A 23,302-nucleotide genomic window follows, 5' to 3' on the forward strand; every position below is an offset into this window, starting at 1 on the left:
ATAAGGAGAATAACTATGGGTTATATTGAAGATATGAGAAATTTAGTAGGAAATCAGCCACTGATTTTAATAGGATCACACGCCATTATAGTAAATGAAAACAATGAAATATTGCTGCAGCTCCGCACAGACTTTAACCGCTGGGGCATTATTGGCGGCGCTTTAGAATATAACGAAACATTAGAAGACGCTTTAAAGCGAGAAGTATATGAAGAAACTGGACTTATTATTAAAAATCCAGAACTATTCCGTACATACTCTGGACCAGATTACTTTCAAATCTATCCAAACGGCGATCAAGTACACGGTGTACTCGTTGTTTATATTTGCCGCGAATTCCACGGTGAGCTTGTATGTGATCAAACAGAATCAAAAGAATTACGTTTCTTTCCGCTTGATGAATTACCTAGTACTCTTCATCCAGTTATTGAGGGGATTCTTCGCGATTTTCATCACTCCAATTAAAGATAAAAATAAAACAGCCTCATCTCCCGTCATGATAATGCGAAATGAGGTTGTTCATGTTAGATCGTTATCTCAATCTGATTTCCTTCAGGATCACTTACTACACTTTCATAGTAACCATCCCCTGTAGTTCGTGGGCCGTTTAACACAGGGTACCCTGCTTCTCTTAATGTATTCGTTAATTCGTTCACCTTTTCTTTACTACCTACAGAAAAACCAATATGTGCATATCCTATTGTTTCTGTTTGTAATGCATCCTCTATCCCTACCCGCTTCATAAGTTCTAGACGCGCACCACCTTCAAAAGTTATAAAATAAGATTTAAATTGCTTTTTCGGATTATCATATAAGCTATTTTCTTCACCATTAAAATATTGTTTATAAAAATCACGCATTCCTACTAAATCATTCACCCAAATTGCTACATGTTCAATTTTCATAATCGACACCTTTTCTTTTATGTTATTCAACTGGCAATTGGATGCTTCATTGCCAGGACATTTAATTTTCTTTATTCGTTCTCGTAATCATAAGATCAAGTCCTAGACTTTTTAATCCATATAAATAATCTTCTTTCCAATTACTCACTGTTATTTTCGGAATATGTTCCGCCGGGATGTACTGCGGACAAGTTTTTACAATTTGATCTATTACAAATTGATTCACTTCATCATCACAGAAGATAAAGGCATGCGGGTTAATAATAGCTATACATGTAGCGATTAAACGAGTAATAGCATCTATATTATATTCCTCTGGATTATTCGGATCTTCACTTCTCAAAGCTTGCAAGAAATTTTTATTATTATACTGCGGGACGAAAGATATCTCTCCTGAGAAAAATGTGCTTCCGCGTACGACATCTCCATTTACCATAATACCTGCACCTGGACCATTTTGACCGGAATACAAATATACAAGAGAGGAATTGTCATAGTTTCCAGTGTTTTTATAATAACCAAGCACAGCAGCATTCATATCGTTTTCTATTACTACTGGTATAGAAAACTGTTCCTCCAAATGACTTTTCAAATTAAAATTTTGGAACTTTTCATATCCAGGAATATAAAAAATACGACCATTATCAACCGAACCAGGCACACCAATTGATATAGAGCTTATTTTCGGGAATGTAGCGATAAGACCTTCAATATGTTTAGATAATAGATTTACGCCCGTATCAATTAACATACTTGAAGTACTCCCCTGTTCTTTTACTTCCCCTAAACAGTTAAAAATTGTATAGTTTGTTTCATTTTTTTCTAAAAATATCGCTAAACCTAACATATATTCTGGATTATATTCATATCGTTTCGCTCTTCTTCCACCACTTGAATCATCTAAACCAGCTAAAGTGACTTCACCGTCTTGTTTCATTTTTTCTATAAATTTACTTATCGTTGGAAAACTAATTTCTAATGTATTACTAAGCTCAACTTTCGTTGCACTACCTCGCTCTAAAAGAACTTTACGAATGCCGCGAAGGATTGTCTCTTTAATCGATTTTTGAGTAACAAACTGTTTACTCAAATCGCTCACCACCTTAATCAACATACTTATTAAACTTTTTTAATAAGTTGCGTTGACAATATATCATACATCATTTTCTAAAGCAATAAAGATGATATATTTCTACTAGCAGTATTCCGAATGCTTCCCCTAGTATACTTAAAAATTGTGTATAACCTATGATAGAAACTTACGGCAAACGAGAAAACCAGCAAAACAAATAAGAAAAAGAGCGTTTCAAGAAGTAAGTAATGTCTTCGTACGATTTTCCGCACTATTTTTCTTTATATGAAACATCTTTCACATTTTCTATACGATACAACATCTGTTTATTCATGCACTCATAAAAAACGATTTCTATAAGTCTATCGTTTTAATAACTTTAGCTGGGTTACCACCAACTACTACATTATTGGGTACATCTTTTGTCACAACTGCCCCTGAAGCAATTACAGCGTTATCTCCAATTGAAATACCAGGGTTAATAATAGCTCCCCCGCCTACCCAAACATTGTTACCAATCTTTACAGGCTTTCCATATTCTTTACCAGAATTCCGCTCTACCGGGTGTAAAGGATGAGTAGCAGTATAAATGTGAACACCAGGTGCAAACATACAATTATCCCCAATTCGCACTTCACAAACGTCTAAAATCACACAATTGAAATTGGAGAAAAAATTCTTTCCAATATGGATATTGTAACCATAATCACAACGAAAAGTAGGTTTAATATGTGATGCCCCGTCAGCTGAAGAACCTAAAAGCTGATTTAATAATGTAAAATGCCTCTCATCTCCTGTCTCCATCGCCTCGTTATAAAGGCGTGTTAAACGTTTTGCCTCCACCCTATCAGCCACTAATTCTTCGTCATCTGCAATATACATTTCTCCCGCTAACATCTTTTCTTTTTCTGTTTTCATAGAATCATCTCCTTCGTAATCAAATGAACCCTACTTATTAAACATGTTTATTAAGTGACTTTCATTATACTTATTAAACATGTTTAATAAGTAACCCTATAGTAGCATACTTTTTAATATATGCAACTAATAAGTTTCAAAAGAATATGCGAACTCCTTGCTTTACTCATCGATATGACGAATAAGTTATAGAGAAAAAAGAGGGAACGCTCAGTGCTCCCTCTCAAATCCAATCCGTTTCTTAATTTCTGTTAAATTTACCTTCGCAATAGTCCGCGCCCGCTCAGCACCTTTTTCCAACGCTTCATATAATAAATTCGGTTCATTCATATACATAGCATATTTCTCACGTGGCCCAGCTAATTCACGGTCTACAACGCGAAACAACTCTTTTTTCACATCGCCCCATCCAATGCCAGTTTCATATTTTTCACGCATTGACTGCATTTCATCTTCCGTTGCAAATTCTTTATAAATTGTAAATAACGTTTCTAGTTCTTTCGGTTCATTTGGAAGTGAAGAATCTGTTTTGATTTTAAATATTAACTTTCGTAGTTTTTCTTGCTCCGCGAATAACGGGATCACATTCCCGTAACTTTTACTCATCTTTCTTCCATCAAGCCCTGGTAATATTGCACCCTCTTCTTGTATGACATACTCCGGAAGTGTAAATGTCGTGCCAAAAGTATGATTAAAATACGTCGCAATATCACGCGCAATTTCGATATGCTGAATTTGATCTTTTCCAACGGGTACATGCGTAGCCTGGAATAGTAATATGTCGGCTGCCATTAAAATCGGATACGTATATAATCCCATATTCACTCCTGCATCGACCTCTAAACCCGCTTCTTTATTTTGCTCTACTTTCGCTTTATACGCATGAGCACGGTTCATAAGCCCTTTCGGAGTTAGGCAAGCTAATATCCAAGCTAATTCTAGAATCTCCGGCACTTCTGTTAGCCTATAAAAAATAACATCTTCTCCAAGTCCAAGCGATAACCAAGTAGCTGCTACCTCTTTCGTATAACTACTAAACTGGCTCGGATCATGCACAGCATTTAACGCGTGATAATCTGCTATAAAATACAATGCTTTCCCTTCATTCTTCTTTGACATTTGCAACGCAGGTTTAATTGCACCAATATAATTTCCTAAATGCGGATAACCTGTCGGTTTAATTCCTGTTAACATTATTTTCTCACTCATCCTAACTCCTCCTTTCTCAAAATAAAAAGAGCCCCTCATCCTTAAAAAAGGACGAGAGACTCCCGCGGTACCACCTTAATTAGCTATTGTTAGCTCACTTCAACTTCTTAACGTGAAGCAACCGTCTTTACCTACTCATTTCAGTTAGAAGCTCCAGAGCCCATTCCATATTCATCCCTTACTGATTTCCACCACATATCAGCTCTCTGAAAAGTTTCGAATATGTACTCTTCTCTTTCATCGCTTTTCGTTATTTTTTACAGTTTATCACATTTCACCTCTAAACAAACCAAAATTTTCTATTTTATATAGCAGGAATTTCCACTTCAATTGCCTAATATTATATAGGTTTGCAGAAATACTCGAAACAACTTTGGAGGTTTTTTCATGGTAAAATATATATCCATTTTAGGTTCAACAGGATCTATCGGCACATCTGCATTAGATGTCGTTTCAGCTCATCCCGAATATTTTAAAATCGTCGGTTTAACCGCAAATTATAATATCGAGCTTCTTGAGCAACAAATCAAAAGGTTTCAACCTCGCATTGTAAGCGTCGCGACAAAAGAATTAGCAGACACGCTTCGTACGCGTATTTCAACCAACGTAAAAATTACATACGGAACAGATGGCTTAATTGCGGTAGCTACTCACCCTGATTCAAATCTTGTATTAAGTTCCGTCGTTGGTGTTTCAGGATTACTCCCAACAATTGAAGCATTAAAAGCGAAGAAAGATATTGCCATCGCTAATAAAGAAACGTTAGTTGCAGCTGGTCATATTGTAACTGAACTGGCCAAACAAAACGGATGTCGTTTAATTCCAGTCGATAGCGAACATTCAGCTATTTTCCAATGTTTAAACGGAGAAAATAATAAAGAAATTGACAAATTAATCGTTACAGCTTCTGGCGGTGCATTCCGTGATAAAACACGTGAAGAAATGAAAACTCTACAAGCAAAAGATGCTTTAAAGCACCCAAACTGGTTAATGGGGGCAAAATTAACGATTGATTCTGCCACATTAATGAATAAAGGATTCGAAGTAATGGAAGCAAGATGGCTATTTGATATTCCTTATGAAAAAATTGATGTAATGATTCATAAAGAAAGTATTATTCATTCTTTAGTAGAGTTTATTGATGGATCAGTTATAGCGCAGTTCGGTGCTCCTGATATGAGAATGCCGATTCAATATGCGTTTCACTACCCTACTCGGCTACCTTCTTCCTATGAAAAATTAAATTTATTAGAAATCGGTAGTTTACATTTTGAAAAACCAGATTTAGAGAAGTTCCCTTGTCTACAATACGCATATGAATGTGGCAAAATTGGTGGTACTACTCCTGCTGTATTAAACGCAGCAAATGAAATTGCGAATGCACTATTCTTAAAAAATGAAATTGCCTTTTTCGATATTGAAAAAACAATTTACAAAACAGTTGAAGCCCATCATAACGTAAAAAATCCTTCACTAGATGCTATATTAGAAGCGGATCAATGGGCACGCCAATATGCACATCAATTGTTAATAAAAAAGAGCTAAAACAGATAATACTGTTTTAGCTCTTTTTCCTACGTATTCAACTTAACAAATCGATAACCATGCGTTACTAACACCTTTAATATCGCATACCCTGGAATTGCTAAAATAATCCCCATAATTCCAAATAAATTTCCGGCAGTTAAAATAATAAAAATGATAGTAATCGGGTGAATATCTAGCTTTTTCCCCATGACTTGCGGAGAAATAAATTTACCTTCTGCTAATTGTACAACCATCATTACAATAATTACCTTTAAAACCATCCCCGGCGAATCAATAAACGCAATAATTAACGCTGGTGTAATTGCGATAATTGGTCCTACGTACGGAACGATATTTACAATCATCGCTAAAATAGCGAGTAGTACTGCATATTTAATACCGATAATAAGGTAACCAATTAATAGCATAATACCGATAAATAAGCTAACGATAATTTGTCCTCTAATATACGAGCTAATCGCATAATGCATATCGTCTAGTATTCTCATCGCTGCTGGTCGTCTTTGTTCTGAAATAAACTTTAAAAAGTGATTTGGTAATTGCTCACCATCTTTTAAAAGATAGAACAATATAAACGGAACCATTACAAACGTTAAAACGACCTCTGTAATAGTACTTAAAAATCCAGTTACATTTCCTGTTACTGATGATAAAGATTTCGTAAAATCAACTGTATAGTCCTTTACCATACTCGCTACATCAATATTTAAATTCTCCTGAATTTTTCCTAGTAAATTACTTTCCCCAAATCTACGTGCTGCTCGTTCAATTTCATGACCGAAATACGGTAAGTTATCTATTAATGCATCAATTTGATCTTTAATAATTGGAATAACCGTTAAAACTAAAAACACAAATAATCCAATTACGATTAAGTATATCGAGGCTATTGATACGATTCTTGAAACACCTTTCTTTTCTAAAAGCGAAACGAATGGATGCAAAATGTAAAATAGTACGCCCGCTAATAATACTGGGAAGAAAATTGTTTTTAAAAAGACGATAAACGGCGTAAAAACAAATGATATTTTTGTTAGTAATAAAATATTAATGAACAATAGTGCAAACCCAAGTAACACTGCTAAATAATTGTGTTCTCTAAAAAATTTTTTCAACTTATCTCGTTTTCTTAAACTTACTTTCTCCAATAAAACCACCTCTTCGAATGATGAAAAGCCCTTATATAGGGCTTTTTATCATAATATAACTCTTTATTTCCTTGCAGATTTCACTACAAATGATACAATAAGAACGAGAACAATTGATCCTAATAAAGCTGGTACAATATGAATACCACCTAGTGATGGACCCCAATCTCCAAATAATTTACCGCCTAACCAAGCTCCTAATAAACCAGCAATTATATTTCCAAACATGCCAGCAGGAAAGTCTTTACCTGTAATAGAACCTGCAATTGCACCTATAATAGCACCAACTATTAATGTGATAATCCACCCCATCTTTAGTCCTCCATTTCTATTATAGTGTAATTCAATTTAGCTACTAACTTATTGTGTAACTATGTAATTATTATATCCAAAAAAGAAAAATCTTGTCAAATCTATGAAAATACAGCCAACAAGGAGGTTTCTATTCTATGATTCAAAAATTAATAACAACTTCTCACAAAACTGCAACTTCTATTTTAAGCATTCAAATACCCGCTTATGAAATTGAGGCGAAATATATAAATAGTACAGCTATCCCTCGACTTTATGATACTGTAGCCGATATTCAATCTTGTGATGAAATTTTTTACGGCTATTTTTTTGAAGATACACTTGCTGGTTTTATTTCTTTTAAAATAGATGAAGAAGAAGTGGATATTCATCGTTTAGTAGTATCCCCTGATCATTTTCATAAAGGGATTGCAACAAAACTACTACTTTATGTATTTGACATGTTCTCCCCTTCCAAAACATATATTGTACAAACAGGGAAAGAAAATACACCTGCTTTGTCTTTATATAAAAAACATGGCTTTATCGAAGTACAAAATATCGTATTGCCTGATGGTGTGATTTTAACCTCGTTAAAAAAGACAGAAAACAATAAATAGTTTGACTAACCTGATTATTTGTGTTATCTTTTACTTTATAAAACCTTTTGCTGAGTCCAAAATTTGGAGCGGGGGAACCATTTTTGTAGCTATGCTACTTGGGGCGAATCTTATTTAAGTAGGGAAACTCTCACTTCCCGAGTCCGACAGCTAACCTCGTAAGCGTAATGGGAGAGGAAGGTGCTTTTTGCCTATGTTACACATTTTGCCTCCTTAATTATAAATATGGGATCGATACCAAATAGACACCTATATTTATAGAAAAGGAGACATGCGCTATGTTACGTTTATCTGATCACGCAATCAAAATGATGGAGCAAAGACTTCGACTCGAACAACATCGCACATACCAAGCAAATAAAATTGTAGATAACTTACATCACAAATACTTCTTTCAACATATTTTTCAACCGAAGAGATAAGTACTAACCTTTAATAAAATACAGCGTACGCTTTTTTCAGTGTACGCTGTATTTTTCATTTTCTCGCCTTAATAATAAAAGTAGTCGGCACCATTCTAGCTTTATATAAAGAATAATATTTCGTAGACGGCTCAGCTAGTTCTTCATCAAACAAGCTCGATGGTTCAGGCTCTTCTATTCTCTCAATTGTAAATCCTGCTCTATTTAACTCATTTATGTACGTACTTATTTTTCTCTTATATAATGTCGCTTGTACATCCTCTCCCTTAAATGTTTCAAACGTAATAGGAGTTTCTTCATGATAAGACGAGCTGAAAGCAATCTCCTCTGTTCCATACATTAAGTTTGAATATACGGGATGCTCCCAGCTAAAAATAAAGCTTCCTCCTGGCTTTACATATGAATATATTAGTTCCAACGTTTTTCTTAAATCTGAAGTCCAACCTAATGCATAAATGGAATATACAATATCAAAATACCCTTTCGGAATATCCACTTCCTCTTCCATTGCTCCACATATTAACTTCGGATTCCACGACTGTAACGTTTTATGTGCCGTTTCAATTTGTGTGCTCGAAAGATCAAGTCCCCACAATTCTTCTGCGCCATGTTCCGCCATATATTGCAACGAATGCCCACTTCCACATCCAATATCAAGAACCTTTTTATTTCTAATTGAATCGAACAAATGAATCTCCTCTTCAGATGCTGTATACGGACCATATTTCGGCAAACAATCTACTTGAAAGAAATAAGGTGCAACTGTGTCCCAACACTTTTTATTTAAAGCTAACATTTGTGTACCTTTCATATGCTACATTCCCCCATTCCATTTTCTTCCCCTAATTTAAATTACACATTATAACCCGTTCTTCCTTTTCTCTTTGCGCGGTAATTTTTCACTTTTGCAATTGTACCGCATGCTCTGCCTCCTTCTTCACCAGCATACATACCGCACCATCTTTTGCTTCCATTTCGCGAATGATCGTAAAATACCCAACGGCAATCTGGACATGCTTTTAACCTTCCCCACAAATTTTCTTGAATCGAGATAAACACAATGCTTAATATTTTTGTATACACATTCTCTTCGTATACTGGTTCATATGTAATACCTTTCATATCTTCCTTTATATGTACATAAAATGGGTATTTCTCTAACCATTGTTGCAATGATCCCTCACCTTCAATTGCCGCCCGAATATCTTCTCGAAAACTTTTTAATTCCTCTATCGTATGAAATAGAAGCTCTTCATGAAAAGATTCTTTCATAAATTTCTTTATATCCTCTTCTGTTTGCAGCAAATCAATTGGCTCTCTCGTATCGTTTGGTATTCTCCATGTATTTAAAAATTCTCGAATATACTCTAATTCGTTTGGTGCGTTTTGACTCAATTCTATTCACCTTCTTCTTAAATTTTACTTTTTTCTGACTTTATGTATAATTATAATATAAAATAGTTAACCACTAAAAAAATTTACTGGTTACAATATTAGGAGGAGTTCTATGAAAAGTTTCTCAACACCGATACGTTTCATGCTTATTTCTTCATTTTTTATGTCTTTTGGTTATTTTGCAGTATACGCATTTTTAGCTATTTATCTATTAACCTTTCTCCATTTTTCAGCTTTTCAAGTAGGAACAGTGTTGACGGTTATAATAATTACATCACGAGTTATCCCTTTATTCTCAGGATTAATTGCTGACAAAATAGGCTATATCATTATGATGATAGCCGGATTATTTTTGAGAGGAATCGGATTTATCGCTTTAGGAATATGCTCTGATTTCTATACAATTTCTATTTCTTCTGCACTTATTGGCTTCGGAACTGCATTTTACGAACCTGCCGCTCGCGCTATATTTGGCTCACAGCCAGCTCATTTGAGAAAAAATTTATTTACATATTTAAACCTTAGCTTTAATTGCGGTGCAATAATCGGACCAATTGCAGGAGGGTTTTTACTCTTACTCGATCCAATCTATGCTTTCTCTCTAACAGGATCTCTTATGCTGATATTTGCTTTAATCTTTTACTTACTTAAAAATCACTTCCAAGTCACTACTGAAAACACGTCTATTACATTAGGAATACAGGCCATCTTACAAAACAAGTCTTTTCTTCTGTTTTCCTTTATCATGATTTTCTTCTATATTATGTTTACTCAGCTTACTGTCGCACTTCCACTTCATATGAAAAACATTAGTAATAGCAATCAACTTGCTACACTCGTTATTACGATAAATGCAATAACAGGCGTCATATTTATGGTATTATTCCGAAAATTATTCCACAAATACAACACACTTTCGAATATTAAATACGGTGTTTTATTAATGAGTATTTCCTTTTTACTCATTCCTTTATTTCAACACCCATATTGGCTCTTTATTTGTGTAATTTTATTTACAATCGGTGAAACACTCGTATTACCTAACGCTGATATCGCTATTGCAAATTACAGTAATGAATTATATACAGCCACTTTCTTTGGATTTTATCAACTATCACTCGCATTTGGTTTTATCATCGGTAATTATACTGGTACATCTTTTACATCCAACTTAAGCGGAGTGTATACACCATGGCTTATTTTTGGCGGAATAGGACTTATTGGTTTTATTTCATTACATATTTTAAATACGAAAAAGGATTTCCTAAAGAAGATATATGCCTACTGTAAAAATACTAATTTACAGCAATAAGTAAACTTTCAATCTCCTTTAAATTGGATATACAGCCTGCATCATTTTACATATTATGGTACAATTAAAAAGAATGCTCACTAAACGTTTACATAAAACACTAGCAATCTAACAATGCCAAAATCAGAAATCACATAGAATCGGGGGAATGTTATGAAAAGGAAATTACTTGTTCTTCTATTCACTGGAATCATACTATCAGGATGTTCAACTATAGCAGAAAATTCTTTAGAAACCGGAAACGCCAGTATGGAACTATTAACACCAACGATTACAACAAAAGATAATGAATTAGAAATTAAGACTGAAGGTATTGATGAAAATAAAGTGACTTTTATTTATGTTGCTAATAAAAAAGTGTTGGAACAAAAGCTAAAGAATGGTGAATCTTACAAGCTTAACATTAAAGATATCGAACACGCTCATCGGACAGACTACAAACCAAAAGTTCAACTTTTGCAAACGAAAGATAATAATGATGATGGAGAAATAGTCACCTTCAAACAAGTTAGATATACAGTTAAAAACTAATTTTAAAGTTGTTTCATTATAAATGTAACGAACGAAAATATACTTTTAACAGTAGATACATGTAAGGGGTGTTAACATGAAAAAACGATGGATTTCTTGGTGGATTGGTAACCTATTTTGGATTATCGTTTTTGGAATATGGGCAGCTATTATTTGGCTACGAGATGTTGATGGTGCTGGTGTCATTCAAACACCCGAAATTAAATCCATATCACTTATCGTTATATTAATCGCGTTTATCATACCTGTATTTTTTCAAGTTATATGGCTAATCATTAATTTGAGGATGAGTAAAAAAAATAATTATACGATTTAGTTTTTCAATTAACAATAAAAAAGAGAGGAATCTATTTTAATGTAGATTCCTCTCTTTTACATATGGGAACTTTTAAAACGGCACTACTCCCTTTTCTTTACGATGCATGATGATCTTTCTTCTTCATTAACGCTCTTTTCTTCATCGCCTTCGTTAAATATCCGCCTTTAAATGAACGAATTTCATAAGAAGACATAAACGCTTTCGGTGCAATTTCATTAATGATTTCTAATAGTTCTTTTTCTCTAGAACGTTTTGCAACGATATCTAAGCGATAACGTATCGAATTAATACCTTCACCTTCAAATACTGTAACGCCAAATCCAGAGTGACGTAACTCATCTACTAATTCATTACAACGGTCTAGTAAACTAACTTGATACGTAATATAACCAATTGCTAATTTATTCTCTATATAACCGCCTAATAACAGTCCCGCACTAAAGCCAATGACATAGGCAACGATGTTCATCCAATTTGATAAATCTTGAAACACAATACCTAAACTGACAATGTAAATAGCTCCTTCTAACAATCCAACAGCAGCAGCGGATCTTGTTTGATTCTTTACAAGCAAAATCGTACGGATTGTTAAAATGGGAACGTAAATAATTTGAAGCACAAAAATAAGTAGCGCTTGTAACATTGGTATCCACCTCTTTCAAAAAGTCTTTTGTCATGATAACATACATAACCTTTAGAAATCGATGGGTTTTTAAATTTTTTTTTATTATTTTTCATACTATTGAAAAACGCAAAAAAGAAGCGTATTATATTTGTCGTTAATTTAATTACTTGTATCATATCGCTAAACTAAAAAAGGAACCCCATTAGGTCCCTCTCATCATAGCTCTATGTTTTTCGAAGCATGTTCCCTTTTCTTCTCTTCTTCTTTCACTACCTGCATATTTGCATAAGCTAAATTCGCAATCATTAAAAAGTGACCACCTAAAATGCCTGTACCAAATGCCCACATTTCCATTTCATGCTCAATTTCATACATGATAATAGCTCCTAAAATGGCCGCTGCAAATCGGTTTAAAACTCCTAACCCTGGAGCCTTTTCCTTCATTACAATACTTTTCCCAAGTTTCTCCACTCTGCGAGCTAATAACCAAAGGCAATATGCACTTACAGCTAATCCGATCCCAAACCCTGTTACTTGTTTTCCAAACGGAGTAATCGTCCACATAAGTAGTAAACCACTAAAGATCACATACAATTGTAATCGATATACACGTAAGGCTACTTGAATCAAAATATCCGCTCCTAATTTCTCATTTTTTATACTTTAGAAGAAAAGCAGCAACTTACACAGTTGCTGCTTTCTCTTCTTCTTGTTCTTGTTCCATCTTACGAATTTCAACACGTTTAATTTGGTAAGCGTCTTTTTCTAACACTTTAAATTCATAACCTTCCGCCTCAACGTGTTGTCCTTCTTCGATTTCATGATTTTGCATCATAATCCATCCACCGATTGTATCCACATCATCTTCTTCAATGTGTAATCCAAATAAATCTTTCACTTCTGAGATAAGCACTTTTCCATCAACAATGATATGTTGCTCGTTCACATGTTGAATTGGTGGTGCTTCATCTTCATCATATTCGTCACGAATTTCGCCGACGATTTCCTCCAAAATGTCCTCAAGCGTTACAATTCCAGCTGTTCCTCCGTACTCATCATATAAAACAGCCATCGGAATTCGCTTCTTCTGCATTTGAAGTAATAAATCGTGAATTGGAGTCGTTTCCATCACTTCAATAATTGGACGCATATACGAGCGAATGGATGATAAATCTTTTTGATCCTCGGTCATATATCGAATAAAGAAATCTTTTACGTTGACCATACCGATAATATCATCTTTATCTTCTCCAAAAATCGGATAACGTGTGTATCGCTCATTTTGGATTACTTTCATGTGTTCTTCTACTGAATCTTCCAGGTAGAAACCAACGATTTCTGTTCGCGGTACCATAATTTCTTTTGCAATACGATTATCAAATTCAAAAATGTTATTTACATACTTGTATTCAGCTTGATTAATTTCGCCACTTTCATAGCTATCTGAAAGGATAAGGCGTAATTCTTCCTCTGTATGAGCTACTTCATGTTCTGAAGCTGGTTTTAAACCGAATAAGCCAGTTACAACACGAGCTGAACCGTTCAATACCCAAATAAATGGATACATTACTTTATAGAACATCATTAATGGACCTGCCAATAATAACGTTACCTTTTCAGCCTTTTGAATTGCCATCGTTTTCGGAGCTAATTCTCCTACTACAACGTGTAAATACGTCATAATCATAAAAGCAAGACCAAATGTTAATACTGATGAAATAGAAGGGTTTAAGTTCCATTTCTCAAATAACGGGTGTAATAACTTTTCAATTGTCGGTTCACCTAACCAACCTAATCCCATAGCTGTAACTGTAATACCTAATTGACAAGCAGATAAATATTCATCTAAATTTGTTGTTACTTTTTTCGCTGCTAAAGCACCGCGTTTTCCTTCTGCAACAAGCTGATCAATACGACTTGAACGTACTTTTACAATCGCAAACTCAGCTGCTACGAAAAATCCAGTAAATGCGATTAAAATCGCAACCATGACTAAATTAAATATTTCCAATGAATCCCCTTAGTTAAAAAACTAAGGTGTCCACCTCCTGTATACTATAATGTTTTCTTATTTCTTTCTTAGAAAACATAGCCCGATACAAAAATTAAAGAGGTCGGATTTCACTTGTTCTATAATAATAGAGCAAGTGTCTGTATTAAAGCTGTCGTTTGACCAGATAAAGATTTCGATATTTTTTCACGTTGTGAATCAGTCAATCCATCTAAAAGCGGCTTTAATTCCGTTAGCTCTACTTCTAATCGATGAATATGGTCTGTCACTTCATTCACTTGTTTCGAAACGTGTTCATTGATACCGAGCAGCTTCTTCTTCTCCTCGATTTTCTCTTTAATCTCACAAAGCGGCATATGCATTTCTTTGCACTTCTCAATAAATTGTAATGTCTCAAATGCTGTTTCGTCGTAATAGCGATAATTAGATTGAGATCGCTCCGCTTTTAAGATACCTAGATTCGTATAATAATCAATCGTTCGTTTCGACACGTGAGCCATGAGAGCCAACTGTCCGATTCGATACACCTTCCCAACGATCTTCCCCCCTTGTTTATATTACTAACATCATACAATACATAAACTGTACAGTCAAACGTGACGGTTTATTATTCATAATTTATACACAATTCCACTTACCATTTTATCATTTTGTAAATTAACAATACATTACTTAATTCTTATAATCGAATTACATTTCCCATACTACATTACTATGAAAATATCATCATAGAATCGCATATTCCTTTCAACCTTTTTTAATACAAAACATATGATAATAATATTTAATTAAAATTATTATTCATGCTATTGGAGGAGATTGAAATTACTAAAACTATTATCTCTCACTTTTATAACGAGGAGTATTTATTACCATGGTGGCTTATGCATCATACAAAAATATTTGATCACGGTATATTAATTAATAGAGGTTCTACAGATCGTTCCGTTGAAATTTGTAAATTATTTGCTCCCCACTGGGAAGTACGAGATTCAAGATTCCTTGAATTCGATCCCACTAATACTGATATTGAGGTAATGGAAATTGAAAGAGAAGTTTCAGGTTGGAAGATGGTATTAAATACTACAGAATTTCTTTGCTGTAACAATGTAGAAGAATTTTTCTCATCACTTCATACGTTAGGTCAAAATATGTATGCGATTAGAATGATTGTCATGATTGATAAGCATGATTACAATTATTCAAAACTAAGATATTCCATTCCTTTAGTAGAACAACGATATCATGGGCTTTTTCCTTATAACCCAGAAATCGGCTGTGCCTGGAGATTTATACACAACCATCTTGATGGTGCATATTTACCAGGCAGACATTTTACGCGGCATCAACATGTCGTTTATAACTCCCCTTCATTCATTGTTAAATTTTACTTTAGTCCTTGGAACGAACATACAAAGGCAAGAAAATTACAAATTACACCCACCCTTTCAAAAAAGGGCGTTCGAATGGGACTTCAAACACATTATGGTCAGTCCCCTGAGCAACTCGAAACTCGATTTTTAGAGCTTAGTAGCATAACCCAAGATCTTCGTAACCACCCTGAATATCAACAATTATTCCCTAAATTTAAACCTTAATATTTCTCACACCATCATTTTCCACACATTTTTACGCACTTAGTCAAAAACAAAACCATTTGCATACAATATGAATACTGTATATATTATAAATTTTTATTTTAGGAGGAAAAAATGAAAGCTGTTATTCTTGCTGGTGGATACGGGACAAGGATTGGGGAAGAAACACATTTAAAACCGAAACCTATGATTGAAATTGGAACAAAACCTATTCTATGGCACATTATGAGTTTGTATAACCATTACGGTATTACTGAATTTATTATTTGCTTAGGCTATAAAGGATATGCAATTAAAGAGTTCTTTCTAAATTACAACTTACACATGTCAGATTTCACGATACATTTAAGCGATAATACAATTACTAGCCATTCTCAACGTGTAGAACCGTGGAAAGTTACACTAATCGATACTGGTGTAAATACCGAAACGGGAGGACGAGTGAAAAGAATTCAAAATTTTGTTGGAGACGAACCTTTCTGCCTCACTTATGGTGATGGATTAAGCAACGTAAATATAAAAGAACTTATTGCATTTCATAAAAAACATGGAAAAATGGCAACTGTTACCGCCGTACAACCTCCTGGTAGATTCGGTTCTCTCATATTAAATAAACAGTCTGTAACATCTTTTCAAGAGAAGCCACTCGGGGATGGCGGATGGGTTAACGGTGGATTTTTCGTTTTAAACCCTGAAGTTTTCAATTACATTAGTGGAGATAAGTCTGTTTTTGAAACAGACACTTTAGTTCAGTTAGTAAACAAAAACGAACTATCAGCATATCAACATACTGGTTTTTGGCATCCGATGGATACATTGCGCGATAAAAATAAATTAGTCGAGCTATGGGAAAGTAATAACGCTCCGTGAAGGTTTGGTAATATGGCTTCTTCATCTTTTTGGAATAAGAAAAAAGTATTTATTACGGGACATACTGGATTTAAAGGCTCTTGGCTCACCCTTTTCTTAACTTCTTTAGGTGCAGAAGTAGTTGGCTTATCTTCTCATCCCCCATCGATTCCTAATCTTTTTGAACAATGTAACGTAGCAAAAGAGTGCATAACAATTAAAGGCGACATTACAGATTACGATTCTTTATTACACGCCCTAAAACATCATAACCCTGACATACTATTTCATTTAGCTGCCCAGCCAATCGTCACCACTTCATACAAAGATCCTATCGAAACATTTAAAACGAATGTTTTAGGCACTGTTCACGTATTGGAAGCTGCAAAACATACAGAAAGTATACGTGGCATCATTAATGTTACAAGTGATAAATGTTATGAAAATGACGGGAGCGGTAACCGGGCATTCGTGGAAATTGACCGGCTAGGAGGTATCGACCCTTATAGTGCTAGTAAAGCTTGCGCTGAAATAGTGGCAACATCCTATCAAAAATCATTCTTCCACACTAATACTCAGAAACTCGCCTCAGTAAGAGCAGGTAACGTCATCGGTGGTGGGGATTGGGCAGAAGACCGATTATTCCCAGATGTCATTCGTGCATATTTACAAGATGGTACATTAACGATTAGAAACAAAAAGGCTATTCGCCCGTGGCAACACGTATTAGATCCTTTACACGGCTATATCCTTTTAGCTGAAAAACTTTGGACAGACGCTGCATATGCAGAAGCATGGAATTTCGGCCCGTTGAACGAACCTAACAGAACCGTTCATGATGTCATTCAATCTGTAATAAAATTATGGAATAAACAACTAACGATCACTTCCCCCTCTACAAACACTCCTTATGAATCGCCTGTTTTAACACTCGATAGTACAAAAGCAGTAACTAAACTCGGCTGGACTCCTAAGTTATCAACAGATAAGGCTATCACTTGGACTGTTGATTGGTACAAAAAATATGCATCTGGTGAAAATATCGAATCTTTCACGCGACAACAAATCGATGCATTCAAAAATTTATAAGGGGGCTATAAAATGGAACAGAAAAAATGCCGTTTTTGCCACTCATTACTCAGCAACACTTTTTTAGATTTAGGTGTTTCTCCTCTCGCTAACTCATTTGTTTCTCCAGAAAACGCATATAAAATGGAACCATTTTATCCATTGCACACATTTGTTTGTCACTCTTGTTTACTCGTACAATTAGATGAATTTGAATCTCCGCACAATATTTTTCATGACTATTTATACTTTAGCTCTTACTCATCAAGCTGGCTACTGCATGCTAAACAATATGTAGAAATGGCGATTAAGCGTTTCTATTTAAAGAAAGACTCCAAGGTGGTTGAAATCGCGAGTAACGATGGGTACTTATTACAATACTTTCAAAAAGAAAATATCGAAACATTGGGAATTGAACCTGCAAAAAATGTAGCAGAAATCGCTATCCAAAAAGGAATTCCTACTGAAGTGAATTTTTTCAGCAACGACTTAGCAAAAAAATTACCGCAAGCAGATTTAATCATTGCTAATAACGTATTAGCACACGTTCCGAACTTACATGATTTTGTGGCAGGTTTAAAAACGTTATTAAAACAAGACGGAACAATAACAATTGAATTCCCGCACTTATTAAATCTCATATCCTTTAAACAGTTTGATACGATATACCATGAGCACTTCTCCTATTTCTCACTTATAAGCCTGCAAAAAGTTTTATCTCACCATTATTTACAAATTGTCGATGTAGAAGAACTTGCAACGCACGGTGGTTCCTTACGTATTTTTGTAAAACATCATAGTGACGAATCAACTATCCATTCTAGTGTTACAAAATTAATCCAAAAAGAAGTGGATCACGGGCTAAATACATTAGACTGTTATCTCCTTTTTTCTAAACGCATCGAACAATTGAAAATAAATATTTTACAGTTTTTTATCGAAGCGAAAGCTTTAAACAAACAAATTATCGGTTACGGTGCGCCAGCTAAAGGAAACACCCTTTTAAATTATTGCGGGATAGGAAAAGAATTTCTAGCTTATACAGTAGATAAAAACCCTCATAAACAAAATCTCCTTCTACCAGGAACCCGCATTCCAATAAAATCTCCAGAAGAAATAAAACGTACAAAACCTGATTACATTCTTATACTTCCTTGGAATTTAAAAGACGAGATTATGAAAGAATGCTCTTTCATTCGTGAGTGGGGCGGCAAATTTTTAGTAACAATACCAGAAGTTGAGGTAATTGAGCCATGAAAAAAATCCTTATAACAGGCGGTAGCGGATGGATTGGTAAATATGTTGTACATTCTCTTATTCAAAAGGGCTATGAAGTGCACGCCACTTACAATACAAATAAGCCTTCCCATCTTTCTTGCCATTGGCATAAAGTCAACTTACTTTGCGATGAAGAAGTAAAAAAACTCATTTACGACATGAAGCCTAGTCATCTCATTCATTTAGCTTGGGAAGCAGTGCCGCCAGCGTGTTATGTATCTATCAATAATTACTATTGGCTTACGTCTAGTATCTCATTGATTCAACACTTCACAACATGCGGCGGAAAGCGAGTCGTCGTTGCCGGTACTGGCGCAGAGTATGAATGGTTTAACGGTGTATTGTTTGAAGATTCACCGCTTCTTTCTTATAAAACCCCGTATTCATTATGTAAAAATGCACTACACTCCTGGCTCCAAACGTACGCCAAGCAAACCGGTCTCAGCATGTGTTGGGGCCGCATTTTTCATATGTATGACCCTCACGAACAAGGAAATCGACTCGTTTCTAACATCATCACTTCTTTATTAAAAAATGAGGAAGCACTATGTACACATGGAAAACAATCAAGAGATTTCCTCCATGTGAGCGACGTCGCTGATGCTCTCATAACAGTATTAGAACATGGCGTTACAGACACAATCAATATCGCTTCTGGTCAATCTGTACAAATTAAAGAGTTAGCTTCTATCATCGCTAAAAAGATAGGAAAAGAACATCTAATTAAACTAGGTGTAATACCTTTCTCTAAAGATGAACCTTTATTTGTCGGCGTTAATGTAGAACGTTTAAAAACTGAAGTAAACTGGAAACCGACATACGATCTAAATACAGGAATCGAAGAAACAATTTCATGGTGGGAATCATTTATACAAAAACATAACGGTACGCATCACTAAAACGTAAATCCTTCGTTCCTCTCGCTAATTCCTTATACCATTCTTCTAATCTTTCCGGCGTAATAATATGATGCGTCCCCATTCCCCCATGCTTACTAGCTTCAGAAAGAGTCGGACCAATTTGTAACTTTCTCTTTCTCATCGCATCGTTCCACGGACTAAATCCAAACCATAATATACAAGCAAGAGGCGGATAAATCATAGATTCATGCGCGGATAAATGTCTTCCAACTGTATAACTTCCGTGTTCATGATTATGAATAAATCTACCTCTTCTCCACAACGGCCAATCTTCTGGTAAATAACCATGAAATCGCTGTTTCATTAAAGGGAGTCCAAAGTTAAGGTCCGGATAACTGTAGTTAGGATCATCAACCATAATAAGCCCTTCTAGCCAATACATCCTCCCTCCCAATTCATTTAGTGATTTCCAAAACTGATTTTTATCTTGCACACAAAGAAACTCAGTCGTATTTAAAATCATTTTCCATCCTTGTATTTCTTGTTCTACCCTCATCACTTCATGATCCGTCGCATATGCATCAAACTCTGGATTTACAGAATCTCGCACTTCCCAATGCGGTGCGAATTTCTTACAAATCTCCACCGAACGATCTGTTGAGCCTTTATTAATTAAAATACCATGATCAAACAGTTTCGTATGATGAGCAAGCCACCACGGTAATAAATACTCTTCATTATAAAAATGAGAAATAACGGTTGTAGTTATAATAATCTCCTCTTTCTCTATTAATCTATTTTTCATCCTACAACCAATATACTCATAAACTAAAAATATGTTTCCTATATTAATAACCAAATCGTATTACTAATATTTTTGTAAGTTTTCCTTTGGTACCCAGCCATCCTCACCACCTGTTTTTTCACACCAAATCCATCCATTTAATTCTTCTAATGCAATCACTCTTTCTCCAATACTCACATTTAATTCTTTCGCAGTATATTGTTTTATAATAATTCCTGTTCCATTCATATCTTTTCTTATAATTTGCTCCGGAACCCATCCTTTCCGGTCATATTTCTCTTCGTGACAAAACATCCAGTTTTCCCAATTTTCAGGACCAGCGTAACTCTCTATCATTTTCACTACATCCCCCTCTTCTAAACGAATTGGATTAGGATAATTGCTAACATGTGATTTTATCACGATATATTTCATAACAGCCTCCAATAATCAGAAAATTAAGTTATAATATCATTATAACTTAAGAAGGGGGAATACACATGTACTACAACACTTCATTCGAAAACGATCAACCAGTAGGCCGTCTATAAACTAAGACGGGCATTCATATAGCACGTGCACTATGCCTCGTCTTAGGGAACTCATCATACCCTAAAAATAGACGGAGGTACTTTACATGAGACAAACAATTTTAGGAGCTATATGTTTATCGCTAGCAGCTAGTATATGGGGCGGTATGTATGTTGTTAGCAAATATGTACTCGACTTTATCCCACCACTAACACTCGTTTGGCTACGCTTTATCATTGCTTTTGTTGTTTTGTATATGATTTTAAAAATTACTGAGAAAAAACAAAAGAAAACAGTAACCATTCGTAAAAAAGATTGGCTATTATTCGCTTGGATTGGATTTATCGGATATTTCATTTCGATCACTTGTCAATTTATCGGAACAAAATTATCCGACGCTCATACAGGATCTTTAGTAACATCAGCTACACCTGCATTTATCGTTATATTTGCAGCGATCATTTTAAAAGAAAAACTAACCGCTCGTAGATTACTATCTACCATCATAGCGACAATCGGTGTCATTATCGTAATCGGATGGGATATTGAAATTGGCTCCTATTTTATCGGTACAATCATATTAGTCGGGGCAGCTATTACGTGGGCTTTACTATCTATTTATGTAAAAATTGCTTCAGCTCGATTTTCATCTTTAGTGATTACAACGTACGCTATATTCTTTTCACTCTTTTTTATTACACCTTTTATGGTATGGGAATTTCAATCAAACCCAATTGAACATATGACCCTATATGTAATATTAGGCGTACTTTATTTAGGAATCGTCTCAACTGCAGCTGCCTTTTTCCTTTGGAATAAAGGATTAGAATTAATAGATGCAAGCATCGGCTCGTTATTTTTCTTCTTCCAACCTATCGTCGGTTCGTTGCTCGGTTGGTTCTTATTAAATGAGACATTAAATAGTAACTTTTTTATTGGTGGTATTCTTATTATATGTAGCGTTTTCATTACTACTTTTGAAAGGAAATGAAAAACAGGCAGAGAAATATCTCTGCCTGCCTTTTTACACTCTTTACGCACCCCAATGCGATGGCCGGGACAACAATTTCGGTAATTTCGTATGTTTGTCCCCTCTGGCCGCATTAACTTGAACTTGCGTCAGAAAAATACTATTTGTAAAATCAGCCCCACGAATATCTGCATCTCGTAAATCTGCTCCAATGAGATCCGCCCCGCGTAAGTCTACACCATTTAAGTTTGCCGCAATTAAATATGCTCCTCTTAAATTCGCCCCTTGTAAATTTTTCTTTTTCAGGTTTGCTCCCATAAGATCTGCGCCGCGGTGTATGATTCGTTTCCTACGCGCAGTATTCATTTCTTTCCATACTAGTTCGCTCGTTTCTAAAAGTAAAATATTCACTTCTGCACGATGTAATGGGATATTTACTTTCATTAACTCGTCCGCATTTAAATTCGAAAGTCGCTCCGTCTCTTCAATTGCTTTCCTTAATTCTTTATGGATCGATTGTGTCGCCTTTAATAAAATAGCCTCATTTAAATACCAAAGCATTTCATGGAGCTGATGCATAACTGGAAAAGCATCATACATTTTTCTCGCATGCTTAGCATCTTTCCGCCAATCAATCCCGTTAAATGTAACTTGAGAAATCTTCTGTCCAGCGCCGAAACACTCAAATACTGTACAGCCTTTATAACCTTTTCCTCTAAGATTTTTATGTATACTGCATTTAAAATCTGATTGTAAATTGGAACATGGTTTACCACCATCTTTATTCACTGCAAAATCTACTGACGCTGCGAACGGTAACGCCACACAACATAAACCGAAGCATTTTTCGCAGTTTGCTTTTAAATGATTCATATCTTTTTCTCCAAACAAACCAAATTCCCCCTGTTAGACTCACTTAAACATTATCCTCATACACCAATTATTATGTATCATACTGTTTCCCCATGCCCATCAACTTAAGAATTTTCACTACCCCCAAGTGACAAAAAACGTTATTCTTTCTAAAAAGCTAGCTAG

27 protein-coding genes, 1 pseudogene, 1 riboswitch and 1 other annotated feature are annotated in these 23,302 nt (G+C 35.0%); of the genes and pseudogenes, 13 read left to right on the forward strand and 15 right to left on the reverse strand.

The features are described 5' to 3' along the window. Positions 1-15: 15 nt before the first annotated feature. Positions 16-465, forward strand: coding sequence for an NUDIX hydrolase (locus PDQ33_RS18235; protein ID WP_061131008.1), 450 nt, complete (start codon positions 16-18; stop codon positions 463-465). A 59-nt stretch (positions 466-524) separates the two neighbouring features. Here the strand turns inward: PDQ33_RS18235 and PDQ33_RS18240 are convergent, their stop codons facing one another. The 4 genes from PDQ33_RS18240 to PDQ33_RS18255 all read right to left on the reverse strand — a co-directional run bounded on the left by PDQ33_RS18240 (position 525) and on the right by PDQ33_RS18255 (position 4,104). Next, complete coding sequence (locus PDQ33_RS18240; RefSeq protein WP_270756411.1) at positions 525-905, reverse strand: VOC family protein; 381 nt, start codon at positions 903-905, stop codon at positions 525-527. Positions 906-966: 61 nt separating this feature from the next. Continuing rightward, on the reverse strand, positions 967-1,995 hold the full coding sequence (locus tag PDQ33_RS18245; RefSeq protein ID WP_071743293.1) for an ROK family transcriptional regulator: 1,029 nt from the start codon (positions 1,993-1,995) through the stop codon (positions 967-969). A 336-nt stretch (positions 1,996-2,331) separates the two neighbouring features. Continuing rightward, positions 2,332-2,895 (reverse strand): maltose acetyltransferase domain-containing protein, encoded by a 564-nt coding sequence (locus tag PDQ33_RS18250; RefSeq protein WP_270394526.1) that lies wholly within the window; start codon positions 2,893-2,895, stop codon positions 2,332-2,334. A gap of 210 nt (positions 2,896-3,105) precedes the next feature. Next, complete coding sequence (locus PDQ33_RS18255; RefSeq protein ID WP_270756409.1) at positions 3,106-4,104, reverse strand: tryptophan--tRNA ligase; 999 nt, start codon at positions 4,102-4,104, stop codon at positions 3,106-3,108. 44 nt (positions 4,105-4,148) lie between these two features. Then, positions 4,149-4,354, reverse strand: a binding site (T-box leader). A gap of 137 nt (positions 4,355-4,491) precedes the next feature. Here PDQ33_RS18255 and PDQ33_RS18260 point away from each other — a divergent pair. Continuing rightward, the gene (locus PDQ33_RS18260) at positions 4,492-5,649 is read left to right on the forward strand and encodes a 1-deoxy-D-xylulose-5-phosphate reductoisomerase (RefSeq protein ID WP_270756408.1); all 1,158 of its coding nucleotides are present in this window, start codon (positions 4,492-4,494) and stop codon (positions 5,647-5,649) included. A gap of 29 nt (positions 5,650-5,678) precedes the next feature. On the opposite strand, the gene PDQ33_RS18265 is transcribed toward PDQ33_RS18260, so the two are convergent. Both PDQ33_RS18265 and PDQ33_RS18270 read right to left on the reverse strand, forming a co-directional pair. After that, a complete protein-coding gene (locus PDQ33_RS18265) occupies positions 5,679-6,800 on the reverse strand; it encodes an AI-2E family transporter (protein ID WP_000416969.1) in 1,122 nt (373 codons plus the stop codon). A 63-nt stretch (positions 6,801-6,863) separates the two neighbouring features. Continuing rightward, positions 6,864-7,112 (reverse strand): GlsB/YeaQ/YmgE family stress response membrane protein, encoded by a 249-nt coding sequence (locus PDQ33_RS18270; RefSeq protein WP_000539718.1) that lies wholly within the window; start codon positions 7,110-7,112, stop codon positions 6,864-6,866. 137 nt (positions 7,113-7,249) lie between these two features. Between PDQ33_RS18270 and PDQ33_RS18275 the strand changes: the two genes are divergently transcribed. Together PDQ33_RS18275 and PDQ33_RS18280 are read left to right on the forward strand one after the other, a co-directional pair. Further along, positions 7,250-7,711 carry a GNAT family N-acetyltransferase gene (locus PDQ33_RS18275; RefSeq protein WP_061131012.1) on the forward strand — a complete coding sequence of 154 codons (462 nt, stop codon included), beginning with the start codon at positions 7,250-7,252 and terminating at the stop codon, positions 7,709-7,711. Positions 7,712-7,749: 38 nt separating this feature from the next. Further along, a riboswitch (cyclic di-AMP (ydaO/yuaA leader) is annotated at positions 7,750-7,892 on the forward strand. A 97-nt stretch (positions 7,893-7,989) separates the two neighbouring features. Then, positions 7,990-8,133: a hypothetical protein gene (locus PDQ33_RS18280; RefSeq protein WP_000945244.1), complete on the forward strand. Its 144-nt coding sequence runs from the start codon at positions 7,990-7,992 to the stop codon at positions 8,131-8,133. Positions 8,134-8,188: 55 nt separating this feature from the next. Here PDQ33_RS18280 and PDQ33_RS18285 read toward each other — a convergent pair whose 3' ends face one another. Then, a complete protein-coding gene (locus tag PDQ33_RS18285; protein WP_061131013.1) occupies positions 8,189-8,944 on the reverse strand; it encodes a class I SAM-dependent methyltransferase in 756 nt (251 codons plus the stop codon). Between the two features lie 41 nt (positions 8,945-8,985). Next, complete coding sequence (locus PDQ33_RS18290) at positions 8,986-9,528, reverse strand: CGNR zinc finger domain-containing protein (RefSeq protein WP_000081063.1); 543 nt, start codon at positions 9,526-9,528, stop codon at positions 8,986-8,988. 112 nt (positions 9,529-9,640) lie between these two features. Between PDQ33_RS18290 and PDQ33_RS18295 the strand changes: the two genes are divergently transcribed. The 3 genes from PDQ33_RS18295 (at position 9,641) to PDQ33_RS18305 (ending at position 11,687) form a co-directional block, all read left to right on the forward strand. Further along, positions 9,641-10,840 carry an MDR family MFS transporter gene (locus tag PDQ33_RS18295; RefSeq protein ID WP_270395444.1) on the forward strand — a complete coding sequence of 400 codons (1,200 nt, stop codon included), beginning with the start codon at positions 9,641-9,643 and terminating at the stop codon, positions 10,838-10,840. 153 nt (positions 10,841-10,993) lie between these two features. Beyond that, positions 10,994-11,371 (forward strand): hypothetical protein, encoded by a 378-nt coding sequence (locus PDQ33_RS18300; protein WP_000823782.1) that lies wholly within the window; start codon positions 10,994-10,996, stop codon positions 11,369-11,371. Between the two features lie 76 nt (positions 11,372-11,447). Further along, positions 11,448-11,687, forward strand: a complete 240-nt coding sequence (locus PDQ33_RS18305; protein ID WP_000747691.1) for a DUF3923 family protein — start codon at positions 11,448-11,450, stop codon at positions 11,685-11,687. A 97-nt stretch (positions 11,688-11,784) separates the two neighbouring features. Here PDQ33_RS18305 and PDQ33_RS18310 read toward each other — a convergent pair whose 3' ends face one another. The 4 genes from PDQ33_RS18310 to PDQ33_RS18325 form a co-directional block, all read right to left on the reverse strand. Further along, the gene (locus tag PDQ33_RS18310) at positions 11,785-12,333 is read right to left on the reverse strand and encodes a DUF2179 domain-containing protein (protein WP_000938434.1); all 549 of its coding nucleotides are present in this window, start codon (positions 12,331-12,333) and stop codon (positions 11,785-11,787) included. A gap of 198 nt (positions 12,334-12,531) precedes the next feature. Beyond that, positions 12,532-12,945: an ATP synthase subunit I gene (locus PDQ33_RS18315; RefSeq protein WP_000616837.1), complete on the reverse strand. Its 414-nt coding sequence runs from the start codon at positions 12,943-12,945 to the stop codon at positions 12,532-12,534. A 52-nt stretch (positions 12,946-12,997) separates the two neighbouring features. Continuing rightward, positions 12,998-14,326, reverse strand: coding sequence for a hemolysin family protein (locus PDQ33_RS18320; RefSeq protein WP_000402268.1), 1,329 nt, complete (start codon positions 14,324-14,326; stop codon positions 12,998-13,000). Between the two features lie 119 nt (positions 14,327-14,445). Next, the gene (locus PDQ33_RS18325) at positions 14,446-14,853 is read right to left on the reverse strand and encodes a MerR family transcriptional regulator (RefSeq protein ID WP_000285640.1); all 408 of its coding nucleotides are present in this window, start codon (positions 14,851-14,853) and stop codon (positions 14,446-14,448) included. A 276-nt stretch (positions 14,854-15,129) separates the two neighbouring features. Here PDQ33_RS18325 and PDQ33_RS18330 point away from each other — a divergent pair, with 276 nt between their 5' ends. The 5 genes and pseudogenes from PDQ33_RS18330 (at position 15,130) to PDQ33_RS18350 (ending at position 20,018) form a co-directional block, all read left to right on the forward strand. Next, complete coding sequence (locus PDQ33_RS18330; protein ID WP_001997813.1) at positions 15,130-15,924, forward strand: glycosyltransferase family 2 protein; 795 nt, start codon at positions 15,130-15,132, stop codon at positions 15,922-15,924. Positions 15,925-16,038: 114 nt separating this feature from the next. Further along, positions 16,039-16,805, forward strand: a pseudogene (rfbF, locus tag PDQ33_RS18335) (glucose-1-phosphate cytidylyltransferase). A 1-nt stretch (position 16,806) separates the two neighbouring features. Beyond that, complete coding sequence (gene rfbG, locus PDQ33_RS18340) at positions 16,807-17,862, forward strand: CDP-glucose 4,6-dehydratase (protein WP_061131015.1); 1,056 nt, start codon at positions 16,807-16,809, stop codon at positions 17,860-17,862. 12 nt (positions 17,863-17,874) lie between these two features. After that, the gene (locus PDQ33_RS18345) at positions 17,875-19,098 is read left to right on the forward strand and encodes a class I SAM-dependent methyltransferase (protein ID WP_061131016.1); all 1,224 of its coding nucleotides are present in this window, start codon (positions 17,875-17,877) and stop codon (positions 19,096-19,098) included. After that, complete coding sequence (locus tag PDQ33_RS18350; protein WP_270756401.1) at positions 19,095-20,018, forward strand: NAD-dependent epimerase/dehydratase family protein; 924 nt, start codon at positions 19,095-19,097, stop codon at positions 20,016-20,018. The genes PDQ33_RS18345 and PDQ33_RS18350 overlap by 4 nt, the downstream gene beginning before the upstream one ends. On the opposite strand, the gene PDQ33_RS18355 is transcribed toward PDQ33_RS18350, so the two are convergent. Together PDQ33_RS18355 and PDQ33_RS18360 are read right to left on the reverse strand one after the other, a co-directional pair. After that, the gene (locus tag PDQ33_RS18355) at positions 19,987-20,784 is read right to left on the reverse strand and encodes a glycosyltransferase family 2 protein (RefSeq protein WP_000797328.1); all 798 of its coding nucleotides are present in this window, start codon (positions 20,782-20,784) and stop codon (positions 19,987-19,989) included. The genes PDQ33_RS18350 and PDQ33_RS18355 overlap by 32 nt on opposite strands. A 63-nt stretch (positions 20,785-20,847) precedes the next feature. Continuing rightward, the gene (locus tag PDQ33_RS18360) at positions 20,848-21,198 is read right to left on the reverse strand and encodes an SH3 domain-containing protein (RefSeq protein ID WP_000875285.1); all 351 of its coding nucleotides are present in this window, start codon (positions 21,196-21,198) and stop codon (positions 20,848-20,850) included. 202 nt (positions 21,199-21,400) lie between these two features. Here PDQ33_RS18360 and PDQ33_RS18365 point away from each other — a divergent pair, with 202 nt between their 5' ends. Then, complete coding sequence (locus PDQ33_RS18365) at positions 21,401-22,285, forward strand: DMT family transporter (protein WP_061131018.1); 885 nt, start codon at positions 21,401-21,403, stop codon at positions 22,283-22,285. A gap of 42 nt (positions 22,286-22,327) precedes the next feature. Here PDQ33_RS18365 and PDQ33_RS18370 read toward each other — a convergent pair whose 3' ends face one another. Beyond that, positions 22,328-23,137, reverse strand: a complete 810-nt coding sequence (locus PDQ33_RS18370; protein ID WP_270394277.1) for a pentapeptide repeat-containing protein — start codon at positions 23,135-23,137, stop codon at positions 22,328-22,330. Positions 23,138-23,302 lie beyond the last annotated feature (165 nt).

This window comes from Bacillus cereus group sp. Bc031, from assembly GCF_027716265.1.
Taxonomy (GTDB): domain Bacteria; phylum Bacillota; class Bacilli; order Bacillales; family Bacillaceae_G; genus Bacillus_A; species Bacillus_A paranthracis.